12 protein-coding genes are annotated in these 15,268 nt (G+C 65.3%); 5 read left to right on the top strand and 7 right to left on the bottom strand.

Annotation, left to right across the window (positions count from 1 at the left end):
• The first annotated feature begins 186 nt into the window (after positions 1-186).
• Positions 187-1,287, top strand: a complete 1,101-nt coding sequence (locus HWY05_RS10365; RefSeq protein WP_176058242.1) for a PAS domain-containing sensor histidine kinase — start codon at positions 187-189, stop codon at positions 1,285-1,287.
• Between the two features lie 87 nt (positions 1,288-1,374).
• On the opposite strand, the gene HWY05_RS10360 is transcribed toward HWY05_RS10365, so the two are convergent.
• The 4 genes from HWY05_RS10360 to HWY05_RS10345 form a co-directional block, all read right to left on the bottom strand.
• A complete protein-coding gene (locus HWY05_RS10360) occupies positions 1,375-2,103 on the bottom strand; it encodes a helix-turn-helix domain-containing protein (protein ID WP_035549995.1) in 729 nt (242 codons plus the stop codon).
• Between the two features lies 1 nt (position 2,104).
• The gene (locus HWY05_RS10355) at positions 2,105-3,163 is read right to left on the bottom strand and encodes an alpha/beta fold hydrolase (RefSeq protein ID WP_176058452.1); all 1,059 of its coding nucleotides are present in this window, start codon (positions 3,161-3,163) and stop codon (positions 2,105-2,107) included.
• A 118-nt stretch (positions 3,164-3,281) separates the two neighbouring features.
• The gene (locus HWY05_RS10350) at positions 3,282-4,460 is read right to left on the bottom strand and encodes an acetate/propionate family kinase (RefSeq protein ID WP_176058241.1); all 1,179 of its coding nucleotides are present in this window, start codon (positions 4,458-4,460) and stop codon (positions 3,282-3,284) included.
• Entirely contained in the window at positions 4,453-5,421 is a 969-nt protein-coding gene (locus tag HWY05_RS10345; protein WP_176058240.1) for a bifunctional enoyl-CoA hydratase/phosphate acetyltransferase, read from the bottom strand. The genes HWY05_RS10350 and HWY05_RS10345 overlap by 8 nt, the downstream gene beginning before the upstream one ends.
• Positions 5,422-5,683: 262 nt before the next feature.
• Here HWY05_RS10345 and atpG point away from each other — a divergent pair, with 262 nt between their 5' ends.
• Together atpG and HWY05_RS10335 are read left to right on the top strand one after the other, a co-directional pair.
• Complete coding sequence (gene atpG / locus HWY05_RS10340; RefSeq protein WP_176058239.1) at positions 5,684-6,562, top strand: ATP synthase F1 subunit gamma; 879 nt, start codon at positions 5,684-5,686, stop codon at positions 6,560-6,562.
• Between the two features lie 86 nt (positions 6,563-6,648).
• A complete protein-coding gene (locus tag HWY05_RS10335; protein WP_035550004.1) occupies positions 6,649-7,086 on the top strand; it encodes a F0F1 ATP synthase subunit epsilon in 438 nt (145 codons plus the stop codon).
• A gap of 55 nt (positions 7,087-7,141) precedes the next feature.
• On the opposite strand, the gene HWY05_RS10330 is transcribed toward HWY05_RS10335, so the two are convergent.
• The 3 genes from HWY05_RS10330 to HWY05_RS10320 all read right to left on the bottom strand — a co-directional run bounded on the left by HWY05_RS10330 (position 7,142) and on the right by HWY05_RS10320 (position 10,541).
• Positions 7,142-7,675 carry a hypothetical protein gene (locus HWY05_RS10330; protein ID WP_176058238.1) on the bottom strand — a complete coding sequence of 178 codons (534 nt, stop codon included), beginning with the start codon at positions 7,673-7,675 and terminating at the stop codon, positions 7,142-7,144.
• 65 nt (positions 7,676-7,740) lie between these two features.
• Complete coding sequence (locus HWY05_RS10325; RefSeq protein ID WP_176058237.1) at positions 7,741-9,087, bottom strand: sigma-54 dependent transcriptional regulator; 1,347 nt, start codon at positions 9,085-9,087, stop codon at positions 7,741-7,743.
• Entirely contained in the window at positions 9,072-10,541 is a 1,470-nt protein-coding gene (locus HWY05_RS10320) for a HAMP domain-containing sensor histidine kinase (protein WP_176058236.1), read from the bottom strand. The genes HWY05_RS10325 and HWY05_RS10320 overlap by 16 nt, the downstream gene beginning before the upstream one ends.
• A gap of 382 nt (positions 10,542-10,923) precedes the next feature.
• Here HWY05_RS10320 and HWY05_RS10315 point away from each other — a divergent pair, with 382 nt between their 5' ends.
• Positions 10,924-12,183 (top strand): efflux RND transporter periplasmic adaptor subunit, encoded by a 1,260-nt coding sequence (locus tag HWY05_RS10315; protein ID WP_244146564.1) that lies wholly within the window; start codon positions 10,924-10,926, stop codon positions 12,181-12,183.
• 12 nt (positions 12,184-12,195) lie between these two features.
• A complete protein-coding gene (locus HWY05_RS10310; RefSeq protein ID WP_176058235.1) occupies positions 12,196-15,267 on the top strand; it encodes an efflux RND transporter permease subunit in 3,072 nt (1,023 codons plus the stop codon).
• Position 15,268 lies beyond the last annotated feature (1 nt).

Below are 15,268 nucleotides of genomic sequence, written 5' to 3'. Positions count from 1 at the left end.
TTTGATTCGAATCAATGTTGCTTCCACCTCCCCCCATCGACAATAGCGCCGATGCCGGCCCCTTTCGGGCGTTCAGTTCGGGTCGGTTCGCTGGTCCACGCGCGCCCCCGCTGCTTATCTACCGTCCCAATCGGCTGTCTATCTGGAGAAGATGATGAACGACACGACCGCCGCCGGTCCGTGGCTATGAACCTGTTGCGCCGTCGTTTCCAGACCAATGAGAGCTTTCGTCTGCTCGTCGACGCCGTCAACGATTACGCGATCTTCATGCTGAACCCGTCGGGCCATGTCGTCACCTGGAATGCGGGCGCGCAGAAAATGAAAGGCTACGGCGCGGACGAGGTGCTCGGCCGTCATGTCTCGATCTTTCATGCACGCGAGGACATCGCGGCCGGCGAGCCCGGCGCGCTGCTGGCACGCGCCGCAGCCTACGGGCGCGCCGAAAACGAAGGCATCCGGATTCGCCGCGACGGCTCGCAATTCTGGGCGAACGTGGTGATCACCGCGATCCGCGACAAGTCCGGCGCGTTGCGCGGCTTTGCCAAAGTGACCCAGGATCTGACCGAGCGCCGCAGAGTGGCGGAACTGGAAGCGGTCAGCCGTCTCGCGGCCCGAATCCAGGCCGCGCGCGAAGAGGAACAGATCCGCATTGCGCACGAGCTTCACGACGACCTCGGCCAGCAGTTGACCGCGCTCAAGATGTCGCTGGCCGAACTGGAACACGGCCTGCGCGATCGAGGCTCACTCGATGCCGGCATTCAGTCCGGTGTCACGGACATGGCCCGGGTGATCGACGACACCGTCGCCTCGTTGCGCCGGATCGCGACGGGTTTGCGGCCAATCGCGCTCGAAACGCTCGGACTCGCGTCCGCACTCGAATGGCTGATCGACGATTTCACGCAACGCTATGGCATCGCGGTCGCTACGTCGCTGCCCAACCCGCCGCTGAACCTGCACGAAGCGGCGGAATCCGCGCTGTTTCATATGGTCCAGGAAGCGCTGACCAATGTCGCGCGGCACGCGCAAGCGGACCGGGTCAGCGTGGAACTGAGCCGGCAATCCGGTCAGGGAAAAGGCCGCTGTGTGCTGCGTATCGTCGACAACGGTCGAGGCGCGGCGCCGGTCGAACTGGCGGGCGAAACGTCGTTCGGCCTGGTGGGCATGCGCGAGCGCGCTCGCGGGCTGAACGGCACGGTGCAGATCGACACCGCGCCGGGCGGCGGCTTCAGCGTCATGGTCAGCCTGCCGCTGGAGGCGATCGAGCCGAGTGACACGAGCGGGGACTGACGGCTGCAACGTCCGCTACCGGGGGGGTCGTGGCGACACGTCCGCCACGCCGCCTTCATCTTGCAACGCGACCGGCCAGCGGACCACTCACTGCGTCCCCGCCAACGCCCGCAACGCGGCCATGTCGAGCAGCGTAATCAGACGCGGCCCCTTGCGACGAATCACGCCCTGCGTTTCGAGCGCATGCAAGGCGCGGCTCACCGACTCCACCGACAACCCGACATAGTCGGCCACGTCATGCCGCGCCATCGGCAGCGCGAGTTCGCCGGCCGCTCGCTCCGGCATCGCATACGCATGCTCGATCCACAGCAGAAAACTGGCGATGCGCGCCACCGCGTCGTTTTTCCCGACGGTGAGCGCATGATGCTGCGAGCGCCGCAGCTCGTGGCACAGCTTGCAAAGCAGGCTCAAGTCCAGACGCGGATCGTGTTCGAGAATCGCCTCGAGCGCGTCGAGCGGAATCCGGTAGGCGGTCAACGCGGTCAGCGATTGGCCGGTTGCCACATAGGTCCCGTTGAGGCTGAGCCCCATCAGGTCGCGTGGAAACAGAAACGCGGTAATGCGCTTCTGACCGTTGGCCAGCAGTTGATACGTCTCCGCCACGCCGCTGACGATGTTGTAGACGAACTCCGCCGTCCCGCCTTCGGGATACAGCACCGTATTACGCCTGACGCTGACCAGCCGCGAGGCGTCGATCAGCGCGTCCTGTTCGGCGACGGACAGCAGTTCCACCGCGCTGCCGTCGCCGGTCTTCCTGAACGGCGCGGCGAAGATCGACGGTCGATAGCGCGACGCCGGGGAAACATCGTCTTTCATATCATGCCGCCGCGCGAATCCACGCCGCGATCTCCGGCCACGCGTCCTTCAACGTGCGCGAGCCCATGAACAGGCCGATATGGCCGCCCGGCACGAGCTTCCTGACGATCTTGCCGGGCGCGGTGCCGAGATACTTCACGGCGTCGAACACCTGCTCTTTCGTGGTGATGTCGTCCGATTCGCCAGCCAGCAGATAGACCGGGCACGTGACGGCCTGCAGATTGAGCGTCTGGCCGAGCGCGACGAATGTGCCTTTGGCGAAGCGGTTTTCCTTGAAGAGCTGAACGATGGCCTGCAGATACCAGCGGCCCGGCAGATCGATCGGGTTCTCGTACCAGCTCTCGAAAATTTCCTCCTTGCGCAGATACTCAGGGTCGTCCATATGCTCGTAGAGGTCGATATGGTCGGTCATGTAATGCTGTTCGGGATGCATGTTCTTCCAGCCGCGCAACATCAGCTTGCCGCGCATCACGCCGCGTCCCATGTCGACCAGTTCCTGATAGAACGACGTGGGGTACGTATGCGCCATCTTTCTGACCGGACCGTCGCCCGCGTCGGTGTCGATCGGCGAGCCCGCCAGCACCAGGCTCGCCACCTTGTGCGGAAAACGCGCCGCATACATGGCCGCCATCCAGCCGCCCTGGCACAACCCGACCAGATTCACGCGGCCGCCTACTTCGTCGACGCAGACATTCAACTCGGCCAGATACTGATCGATCTCCAGATCTTTCATGTCGTCGGTGGCCGACTTCCAGTCGGTCAGATAAAGCCGTGAGAGCCCGTTGTCGCGCAGCGTCTCCATCAGGCTTTGTCCTGGCTGATAGTCGGCGATCATCGCGCTGTGCCCGGCATAAGGCGCGTCGACGATCGTGGGCACGCCACTCGCGTTTGGCGTCGAATAATCGCGGAACACCATGGTGCGCAGATCGAGCAAGGGCCGGTTTGCGGAAGCCAGCGCGGGACGCAGTTCGAAGTGAATTTTCTCTTCTTCGGCGAGAAACGCGAGGTTCTTCGCCGACAGATCCGCGCTGGTCTTCAGCATCGCGGCGGCGGCGGCCATTGGCCAGAAAAACGGCAGAGCAAACGCAAAAGCCGGGTTCGGCGTGGTGGAGGAATCGTTCATCATGTCCTTCGAAAGGAAAGAGTCGGGGTGGCCGGCAAGCAACGCGTGAACAGGTTCAGCGGTCCAGCAGCCGGCGCGTGTGCCGGGCGATCATCAGGTTTTCATCGGTCGGCAAGACCCAGACGGCGACCGGCGACGCGGCGGTCGAAATCAACGGACCATGCCGCTGGTTGGCTGACGGATCCACTTCCACGCCCAGCCAGGCCGCGCTTTCGCCGATGCGCTCGCGAATCTGCGCCGCGTGTTCGCCAATGCCGGCCGTGAACACCAGCGTGTCGAGTCCACCGAGTGCCGCGGCGAGCGAGCCGAGTTCGCGGGCGGCGCGATAGACGAACAGGTCAACCGCCTCGCGCGCCGCCGGCGACTCGCTCGCGAGCAGCACGCGCATGTCGCTCGACAGGCCGGACACGCCCAGCAAACCCGAGCGCTCGTAGATCAGATGCTCGACCTCGTCGGGGCTCATGCCCTCGTGCTGGATCAGGTACAGCACCACGCCCGGATCGAGCGCGCCGGTGCGCGTGCCCATCGGCAGACCGTCGACGGCGGTGAACCCCATCGTGCTCGCGACACTCCGGCCGTCGCGCAGCGCACACATGCTGGCGCCGTTGCCCAGGTGCGCGACCACGACCCGACCGCGGGCCTGGTGCGGCGCGATGTCGGCCAACGCGCCGCTAATATATTCGTACGACAGCCCATGAAACCCGTAGCGCCGGATACCCTTGTCCGTCAGTTCGCGCGGCAACGCGAACGCCTGCGCAAGCGGCGGCTGACTGTGATGAAACGCGGTGTCGAAGCACGCGACTTGCGGCACGGCGGGCGCAAACGCGGCCACCGCACGAATCGCCGCGACGTGATGCGGCTGATGCAACGGCGCGAGCGGCGTCAGCGCTTCGATGGCGCGCAACACCGTCGCGTCGATCCTGACCGGTTCGGCGTAGTCGGGGCCGCCATGCACCACGCGATGGCCGATGCCGTCGAAGCCCGACTCGCCGCCCACGTGCGACGCGAACCAGTCGTGAATCGCCGCGATGGCGCCACGATGCCCCTGCCCGGACACCGCCGCATCGGCGAGTTCGTGGCCGTCCGCATCGCTGACGCGCAGGCGCGGCGCCGTGTCGATCTCTTCGACCGCGCCATGCGCGCCGGCCACGAGCGAGCGATCCGCGCGCGTTTCATAGACGGAGAACTTGAGGCTCGACGATCCCGCATTCAGAATCAGCAGAGGCTCACGCATGCTGGATGTCCCAGATCGCGTCCAGCGCCTGCGTGACCACGCGATTGCGATGCGCATACAGCGCCGCGACCGCGCAACTCGCCATGCGGGCGCGCTCGTTGTCGGCGCGGCTCGTCAGGATGATCGGCACGCGCGCGCCGAGCACGATGCCGGCCGCGTCCGCCTTCGCCAGATAGGTCAGTTCCTTGGCCAGCATGTTGCCGGCTTCGAGGTCCGGCACCAGCAGAATGTCCGCGTCGCCGGCCACGGGCGAATTCAGATGTTTGATCGCCGCCGCTTGCGCGCTGATCGCGTTGTCGAACGCGAGCGGACCGTCGATGATCGCGCCGCTGATCTGCCCGCGATCGGCCATTTTGCAGAGCGCGGCGGCGTCGAGCGTCGATGGGATTTTCGACGTGACGGTTTCCAGCGCGGACAGCACCGCCACTTTCGGCAACGCGATCCCCAGCGCGTGCGCGAGTTCGATCGCGTTGCGCACGATGTCGGCTTTCTGTTCCAGCGTCGGGAAGATGTTGACGGCGGCGTCCGTGATGAAAAGCGGCTTCGGATAGGTCGGCACGTCCATGATGAAAACGTGACTCAAACGCCGCTCAGTGCGAATGCCGGTGTCCTTGCGGACCACTTCCTCCAGCAGCTCATCCGTATGCAGGCTGCCTTTCATCAGCGCGTCCGCTTCGCCGGCGCGCACCAGCTCGACCGCCTTCGTGGCGGCAGCGTGACTATGCGGCGCATCGACGACGCGGCAGCCGGCCAGATCGAGTTCGAGCGACGCCGCCAGACGACGGATGCGGCCTTCCGGACCGATCAGCGTCGGCACGATCAAGCCGGCCTCAGAAGCTTCCACTGCGCCGCGCAACGAGACCTCGTCGCACGGGTGAGCCACGGCGGTTCGCACGGGCGTGAGCGCATGGCAACTGGCAATCAGTGCATCGTAGTGCCGATGCGGACGGGGCTCGGACATGAGCAGCACACTCCTGAAAAACAGCGTGTTGAAGGGTGGATTCCTGCAGGGCATCGGGTGGGTCGTTGCGCGAGGCGCGAGGCGCGACGTCGCCGTGCCGCGACGAATCCATAGTATTAGGGTGAATCCCTGGGCCATTGATCTAACTCAAGCCGCACCCGGTATGGAACGCCTTACTCTGTGATGAACCGCGCGACGAAGGGATTCGATAGGGATGCCTTGCTCGTGCCGGCCCTCTACCACGTGAAGAAGGAATGGGCGCATGCACATCCGCGAAATCCGCTCGAAGATCCGCAGCGTGTCGGCGACCCGCAAGATCACCCGCGCGATGGAAATGATGGCGCGCACGAGAATGGCCAATGCGCAGCGGCGCGCCCGCACGTTCCGTCCGTACGCGGAACGGATCCGCGAAATCGCGCTGCGTTCGCGCGAGGACAGTCCCGACTATGTGTCGCCGTTGTTCGTCAAGCGCGCCCGGATCGCGCGGGTCGGGCTGATCGTGGTCAGCACCGACCGTGGCCTATGCGGTCCGCTCAATAGCCGGCTGCTGATGCGTTGCGCCGAAAACCTCAATGACTGGCAACGCCGCGGCGTGGAAGCCGAGGTGATCGTGATCGGCGCGCGCGGCGCCGGCCCGTTGATGCGGCACGGCGCCCATATCGTCGCGCGAACCGCCGCGTTGAGCGCGGATCTGCACTTCGAGTCTTTCTTCGGCGCGGTGAGCGTGCCGCTGAGCGGCTTTCTCGCCGGCCACCTCGACGAGGTCTACGTGGCGTACAACCACCTGAGCAGCGCGCTCTCGTATGAACCGCGCATCGACAGGATCTTGCCGCTCGGTGAAATGCGGCGCGAGGGCGAAGAAGTTGAGCATGCCGGCGCGGTGCGGACCGAATACCTGTATGAGCCGAGTCCTAAACCGGTGGTGGATGCGTTATTGCTCCGCTATGTCGAAGCGCTGATCTACCAGGCGGTGGCCGAGAACAACGCCTGCGAGCAATGCGCGCGGATGTTCGCGATGCAGACGGCGACCGAGAATGCCGACCGCGTGATTCGCGATCTGCGGCATCTGTATCAGAAGACCCGCCAGGCGCAGATCACGACGGAACTGTGCGAGATCGTCGGCGGCGCGGCGGCCGTGTAGGTGGCCTTAGGCTTTTTATCGGCTTACGGGCTTACGGGCTTTCGGGCTTGAGTGCCGCCCAGGCTGCGAACGAGAGGACCTCGGTGATGGAAAGTTTTATGCAAGTCGACATTCTGAGCGTCGAGCAGATGCTTTATTCCGGCAAGGCGAGCTTCATCGTGTTGCCCGGCGAGATCGGTGAACTCGGTATTTTCCCGCGACACGCGCCGCTGCTGACGAAAATCAAGCCGGGCGTGGTCACGGTTCACGAGCAAGGCACGACCGTTGAACAGCATATTTTCGTCGCGGGCGGCATTCTCGAGGTATTGCCCGAGTCCGTGATCGTGCTGGCGGATCACGCGGTTCGCACGCCGGAACTCGATTCCACCAAGGCCAACGACGCACGCCGCGAAGCGCAAACCTTGCGGGCGCGCTATGCGGACACGCGCCGCCCGGGTTTCGATTTCGCGGCGGCCAAAGCCGAACTCGCGGATGAAATAGCGCGCTTCTTCATGCTGGCGCTGCGGCGCGGCGCGCAGGAGTAGCGGAACGCCGCGCGGACGGCGGCGATAACAGTGGCGGCAACGGCGGCAACGCTACTCAGCCGTTCAACGAATCCAGATTCAGCGTAATGATCTTGACCGACACGTCCTTGCAGGTCTTGTCGCGGCAGATGCCGCTGAACCAGATTTCGCCGCCGCCGATCATCACGCCCTGATCACGCGAGAACAACGTCGCATAGGTCTGATGCGCGACCAGATCGACCAGCTTCGGCGTAAAGATTGCGTCGTAATGCGCGACGAAGTCGCGCTTCGTGCGCAGCGTCACTTTCTTGCCATGCAACGCGACGGTGATCGGATATTTGACCATGCCCGCGACGGCCGGTTTGTCGGCGCGCGCCACGGCCTGTTGCAACTGGTCGAAGAACTGGCGGTACGGCACGTGGGAGCCGAACAGAAAGTCCATCCGCGCATCGACTGCCTGATCGGTCTGGGCATCGCTCTGCGTGTCGGTCTGTGCAGCGGTTTGCCCAACAGCAGGAAGCACGGAACCGAATGCGAGGGCGACGCCGAGCACAGCGCCCGCCATCAATTGAACGTAAGTCGGGCGTCGGTGTGAGGGGATGCGTTTCATTGCGGCGTTCTCTTTTCGTTGCGTTATAAAAAGGACGCCCATTATCACCTCTCCCCTCACCCCACCTACGTATCGCGCCCCGAATCCGCTACATCGATCCCATAGCGCTTGAGCTTGGCATACAGCAGTTGCCGGTTGACGTTCAAACGCCGCGCGGCATCGGTGCGATTGTTGCCGCTATGGCGGAGCGCGCGGCGAATCAGCATCTCTTCGAGCCTTGCCAGCGCGGAAGGCAAGTCCTCATCCGGCCAGTCGAACTCAAGCGCTAAATCCTGCGGCGAGCGTGCGTCCTGCAAAAACGTCAGGTCCGTCGCGTGGATGTATTCGCCGCGCACCATCACCGCGGCGCGCTCCATCGCGTTCTTCAGTTCGCGCACATTGCCGGGCCACGCAAAGCGGATCAGCAACGCGGCGGCATCGGCGGACAGGCGCTTGCCCGCAGCCACGCGCGTCAGAAAATACTCGGCGAGCGGCACGATATCCGCAATGCGTGCCGACAGCGGCGGCAGATGAATCGGCACCACGTGCAGCCGGTAAAACAGGTCCTCCCGAAAACTCCCGTCACGCACGCTGCGCAGCAGATCACGGTGAGTCGCGGCGATTACGCGCACGTCGACCGGCACCGGTTTGCCGCCGACCGGCACGACCACCCGCTCCTGCAACGCGCGCAGAATCTTGGCCTGCATCGCCATGTCCATATCGCCGATCTCGTCGAGAAACAGCGTGCCGTGCGCGGCCTGACGAAATGCGCCGTCGCGATCGGCGGTGGCGCCGGTGAACGCGCCGCGCGCGTGACCGAACAACTCGCTCTCCAGCAGATCGACCGGAATCGCCGCGCAATTCATCGCGACGAACGGCTGGTCGTGACGCAGCCCGTGTTCGTGAATCGCCCGCGCCACGACTTCCTTGCCGGTGCCGGTCTCGCCGGTGATCAGCACGGTGGCGTCGCTATCGGCGAGCACGCCGATGGTCTTCTGCACGGTCCGCATCGCCTCGCTCGAACCGATGATCGCCTCGGCCTCTTCCGCCGGAAAGCTCGCGCCCGGCTCGGCGACGCTCGACAGCATGCGCTGCAGCACCTGCGCGAGATCGGCGCGGCCAATCGGCTTGGTCAGATGATCGAACGCGCCCAGGCGCATCGCTTCGATCGTATTGGACGCGGTGGCGTGCGCAGTCAGCACCGTCACCGCCGGCGCCGTGGGCCGCGCGCGCAACCGGCGCAGCACCTCGAGTCCGTCGATGCCGGGCATGCGCAGATCGAGAAACATCGCGCTGACCGGCTCGGTGTCGAGCAGGGCCAGCGCGCTCAAACCATCGGCGGCGAGACAGGCGGTGTGGCCGAGATCGACCACGACTTCGGCGAGCGCGTCGCGCATGGTGGCGTCGTCGTCGACGATCAGGATGTGGGGCATGGCAGGATGATCTCGAAAGTAGTGCCGTGGTCGGTCGATACGAAACGCGCGGCGCCGCCGTGCGCCACCGCGACTTCGCGCACGATCGACAAGCCTAAACCGGTGCCGTCGGGCCGTCCGGTCACGAAGGGTTCGAACAGATGATCCTGGATATCGGCGGGTGGCCCCGAGCCGCGATCGTGCACGGACAGCACCAGCGCCTCCGCGCGATGCAGCGCGGCGACCTCGATCCGGCTGCCGGCCGGCGCGGCGTTGATCGCGTTCAGAATCAGATTGTCGAGCGCGCGCTGCACCTGGTCCGGGTCGAAGCGCGCCTCCTGCCAGTCGGCCGAACTCGCGATCGTCAACTGCCGGGCGGCGGCACGCTCCGTATGTTGAGCCACGCAGGCGTCGAGAAACGCGCTGACTTCGATCCGCTCGCGTTTCGGTTCGTCGTGTTCGGTGATGCTCAGTAACCGGCGCACCAGCGCGTCGAGCCGTTCGATCTCGCCGAGAATCACGCGCAACGCTTGCGGCTGACGCTCGGCGCCGCCCGCGACCGCGCTTTCCGCTTTCAGCCGCATCGCCGCGATCGGGTTGCGGATCTCATGCGCGACGCCGGCGGCCACCCGGCCGATCGCGGCGAGACGCTCGGCGGTCGCCATCTGCCGCGCGAGCGTGTCGCCCCGCTGCCGCGCGACCGATAGCCGCCGGCCGGCCTCGTTCAGCGCGAGGACGATGCGGTCCAGCTCGCGCTCGCGGGTGGGCGGCAACACCGGCAGGTCGGCCACGTCGTACGAACTGAGCGCCGTCTCGATCTGCGACACATGGCGCGACCAGGTCATCGTCAGATGGGTCAGCAGCGCGGCCGCGATCAGCACCGTCACCAGCAGCACGGCTTGCCCCGCCATCAGTTGATAGTAACTGCGGCCCGCGAAGGTGAAGGTCCATGTCATCGTCCACGCCGTCAGATGCGGGATCGGCCCCGGCAGCGGACAGGCTGAGATCAGCAAGGTTTGCGAGCGCGCGCCGTAGCGGTGACTGGCCGCGCGGTCGCTGGTCAGCGCGGCGGCATTGATCTCGCGAATGCGTGGTAGCTCGCCGCCTGGCGGGTCGGTGCGCGGCGCGGCGCCGTCGTAAGTTGGAAACGCGTAGGCGAGCGAGCCCGTGTCGCCGTGCCAGATGCCGCCCTGCACGCCCGGCCGGTTGCGCAACGCGTTCTGCACGACGGCGCTCAGACGGCCGCGCGCGGCGGTGTCGTCGAGCGCGGGCGGCGCGGCCCCCCAGTCGGCGCTATGCAGACGGTAGGCGGACGCGATCGCGTCGCAGGCGCGAGCGTTTTCCGCGGCGGCCTGGCCAACCTGTGCGGCCGCCGATTGATGGAACAGCCCCACCATCAGCCAGGCGGTTGCGCCTGCGGCGACGACCAGCAGTGCAAGCAGCACGATCAGCCGGCCGCGTAACGATCGAAGCATGGTGTTGTCCCGTGTTTTATCTCTGGCTGACTCTGGCGCAGTCCCTCAGCCGCAGAGTCTCCGCCGCACTCCCTGATGCGAATGGTATGCCAGAGCGAAGCTATCCGGCATGGATGGGCGCTTGAGCAGGTCATTCGGCCATCGGCGGGCATTTCAAAGGCGTGGCGAGGCTGCCGGGTTTGGCGCAACGGCCTCTGAAACACGCACGGTCGACCGTCGTGCGCCCGACATTGTCCTGATTTGCGACACCTTGCGTCGTGAATCGCGACAACCGGCCGCCGCCTGAGCGTGCGCGAACCCGAAGGCATCGGCATCGCACTGTTGGCACGGTGGTTGCAGAGCATAGCCGGCAAACCACCCTGTCTGATCGAACGAGGCGCACGTGAAAAGAACCAACCTGAAATGGCCGGCGCTCGCCGTCCTCGTGCTGCTGATCGTGGTGGCCGTCTGGTTGCTTTTCTTCCGGCATCCCGCGCGCAAGACGCCGGCCGTGCCGCCCGGCACGCCGGTCTCGGCGGTCGCGGCGAAACTGGCCGACGTGCCGGTCTATATCGATTCGCTCGGCACGGTCACGCCGACGCGCACCGTGACCATCATCACCCAGGTCAACGGCATTCTCGATTCGGTCGACTTCAAGGAAGGCCAACTGGTGCATCGCGGCCAGGTGATCGCGCGGATCGATTCGCGCGCGCTCGAAGCGCAACTGGTGCAGGCGCAAGGCACGCTGACGCACGACAAGGCCGCGCTCGCCAACGCGCAACTCGATCTGCAGCGCTACCGTCAGTTGATCAAGGTCGGTTCGATCACGCAGCAGACGCTCGACACGCAGATCGCGACCGTCAACGAAAATCAGGGCACGGTGGTGTCCGATACCGGCAACGTGAAGAACCTGCAGGTGCAGGTCAGCTACTGCACGATCACGTCGCCGGTGGACGGCGTGGTCGGTCTGCGCCTGGTCGATCCGGGCAACTACATCACGACGACCAGCACGACCGGCGTCGCGGTCATCACGCAGTTGCAGCCGGCGACCATCGTGTACGCGGTGCCGGAAGACTATCTCGGCCAGATTCATCGCGCCATGTCGCGTGGCGCGGTCGCCGTGCTCGCCTACGACCGCGACAAGAAAACGCTGCTGTCGCACGGCACCTTGCTCGCCGTGGACAACCAGGTCGACACCGCCACCGGCACGGTCAAGGTGAAGGCGGAGTTCCCGCAGTCCGGCGACGCGCTGTTTCCAAACCAGTTCGTCAATGCGCGGATGCAGGCGGATACGCTCCGGCAGATTCCGGTGATTCCGACCGCGGCGATCCAGCACGGCACGAACGGCGATTTCGTATTCGTGGTCGGCGCGGGCAACAAGGTGGCGCTGCGCAATGTGAAGGCGGGGCCGGTTAGCGGCGACAACACGGCGATTCTCGACGATGGCGTGAAAGCCGGCGAGCAGGTGGTGACGGACGGCGCCGACAAGCTCGATAACGGCTCGGCGGTGCGGGTGGTGGCGGGGCCGCCGGCTGGGGCGTCTGGAGCGAGCGCGTCGGCATCGGCAACGGCGGGCGCGGCAGGCGCGGCGGCATCCTCCGCCGCCAGCGCCTCAAGTGCTCCAAGTGCTTCAAGCGCCGCCGCCTCTCCCGCCTCCAACTAACAGCCGGTCTCCATGAACATCTCGCGCCCCTTCATCGAGCGGCCGATCGCGACCACGCTGCTGATGATCGCCGTGCTGCTGGCCGGCCTGCTCGGCTATCACCTGCTGCCGGTCTCGGCGTTGCCCGAGGTCGACTACCCGACCATCCAGGTCTACACGCAGTATCCGGGCGCGAGCCCGGACGTGGTCAGCTCGTCGATCACCGCGCCGCTCGAAGTGCAGCTCGGCGAAATGGCCGGCCTGAAGACGATGAACTCGACCAGTTCGAACGGCGTCTCGGTCATCACGCTGGAGTTCGACCTGTCGCTGTCGCTCGACGTCGCCGAACAGGAAGTGCAGGCGGCGATCAACGCGTCCGCGAGCTACCTGCCGGCCAACCTGCCCTATCCGCCGGTCTACAGCAAGGTCAATCCCGCCGACGCCCCGGTACTGACGTTATCGCTGACCTCGAACACGCTGCCGCTCACCAAAATCGAAGACCTCGCCGACACCCGTCTCGCGCAGAAGATCTCGCAGATCTCCGGCGTCGGCCTCGTGACGATCAGCGGCGGCCAGCGCCCGGCGGTGCGCATCGAAGCGAATTCGGGCGCGCTGAACTCGCTCGGCCTCTCGCTCGACGACGTACGCACCGCGCTCGGCAACGCCAACGTCAACCAGGCCAAGGGCAATCTGGACGGCAAGTACCAGGCGTATTCGATCGGCGCGAACGACCAGTTGCAATCGGCCGACCAATACCCCGACATCGTGCTCGCGTACAAGAACGGCGCGCCGATCCGCCTCGCGCAGATCGCCACCTCCGTGCAGGCCGCCGAAGACGTGCAGCAGGCCGCCTGGACCAACAGCACGCCGTCCATCGTGCTGAACATCCAGCGGCAACCGGGCGCCAACGTGATCGACGTGGTGGACCGCGTACAGAAGCTGTTGCCGCAATTGCGCGCCAGCCTGCCGGCCACCCTCAAGGTCGCGGTGCTGACCGACCGCACGCAGACCATCCGCGCGTCGGTCACGGATGTGGAATACGAACTCGCGGTGGCGGTCGCGCTGGTCGTGATGGTGATCTTCATTTTCCTGCGCAAGGTGGCCGCCACGGTGATTCCGGCGGTGACGGTGCCGCTCTCGCTGATCGGCACGCTCGCCGTCGCGTACGGCCTGGGCTTCTCGCTGAACAATCTGACGCTGATGTCGCTGACCATCGCGACCGGCTTCGTGGTCGACGACGCGATCGTGATGATCGAAAACATTACGCGCTACATCGAGGCCGGCGACACGCCGATGCAAGCCGCGCTCAAAGGCTCGAAACAGATCGGCTTCACGATCATCTCGCTGTCGGTGTCGCTGATCGCGGTGATGATTCCGCTGCTGTTCATGGGCGACGTGGTCGGCCGGTTGTTCCGCGAATTCGCGCTGACGCTGGCCATCGCGATCGTGATCTCGGCATTCGTCTCGCTGACGCTCACGCCGATGATGTGCTCGCGCATGTTCAAGGCGCACGAGGAAGAACACCGGGTCGATTTCTTCGACCGCGTGAATCGCCGCTATGTGCAGGGCCTCGGCTGGGTGCTGGAGCATCGCGGTTTGACGCTGCTCTCCGTGGCGCTGACCGCCGCGCTGACCTTCGCGATTCTGCTGCTGATGCCCAAGGGCTTCTTCCCCGAACAGGACACCGGCCTGATCGAAGGCATTTCGCAGGCGGCGCCGAGCATATCGTTTCCGTACATGGTGCAGAAGCAGCAGCAACTGGTGAGCGATCTGCTGAAAGATCCGGCGGTGGCGAGTCTGTCGTCGTTCGTCGGCATCAATCAGACGAGCCCGACGCTCAACCAGGGCACCGTGCTGATCAACCTGAAGGACAAAGGCGATCGCGACAGCAGCGCCGCCGTGATCCGGCGTCTGTCGGACGCGACCGCGAGCCTCGCCGGCATGCGGTTGTTCCTGCATCCGGTGCAGGATCTGACGCTCGACGACACGATCTCGACCACCAGCTACCGCGTCGGCCTGCAGGCCACGGACCCGAACGTGCTGAACGTATGGACCGGCAGGCTGATCGACGCGCTTAAAAAAGACCCGGCCTTCGCCGACGTGCAAAGCCAGGCGTCGCAACAAGGCAACCAGATTCAACTGACGTTCGACCGCGCCACCGCGTCGCGCCTGGGCGTCACGCCGCAAGCGATCGACGACGTGCTGTACGACGCGTTCGGCCAGCGCCAGGTGTCGACCATTTACACGCAGCTGAATCAGTATCACGTCGTGCTGGTCGCCGACAAAACCTCGGGCAACCTGTCCGACCTGCTCTCTGGCCTTTATGTGGATACCGCGTCGGGCAGCGTCGCGCCGCTCGCGAGCATGGCGACGATGAAGCTGGTCCACGCGCCGGTCACGATCAACCGCCAGGGGCAGTTCCCGTATGCCGACGTGTCGTTCAATCTGCAGCCCGGCTATACGCTCGGCACGGCCGTCACGCGGCTCGCCGACATCGAGAAGCAGATCGGCCTGCCGATGACCGTGCAGGCGTCGCTGGAAGGCACGGCGGCGACCTTCCAGTCGTCGCTGTCGAACGAGGCGTTTCTGGTCGGCGCGGCGATTATCGTGGTGTATCTGATGCTCGGCGTGCTGTACGAAAGCTTCATTCACCCGGTAACGATTCTGTCGACACTGCCGTCGGCGGCGCTCGGCGCCTTACTCGCGCTGGTGATTACCGGCACGCAGTTCGACATCATCGGGTTGATCGGGATCGTGCTGCTGATCGGCATCGTCATGAAAAACGCCATCATGATGATCGACTTCGCGCTCGAGCTGGAGCGCAACGAAAAGCTCCCTGCGGTGGAAGCGATCCGCCGCGCCGCCGAACTGCGTTTCCGGCCGATCCTGATGACCACGATGGCCTCGCTGTTCGGCGCGGTGCCGCTCGCGTTCGGCACCGGCATGGGTTCGGAATTGCGGCATCCGCTGGGGATCGCGATTATCGGCGGGCTGGTGATCAGCCAGTTGCTGACGCTGTTCTCCACGCCGGTCATGTATCTCGCGATGCACCGCGTCGAAGACCGCTTCAGCAAACGCGACCAACCCGCGCCTGCGGCGGAGTGAC

The organism is Paraburkholderia sp. BCC1876 (assembly GCF_902833695.1).
Taxonomy (GTDB): domain Bacteria; phylum Pseudomonadota; class Gammaproteobacteria; order Burkholderiales; family Burkholderiaceae; genus Paraburkholderia.
This window is presented reverse-complemented; position numbering and strand designations above follow the sequence as displayed.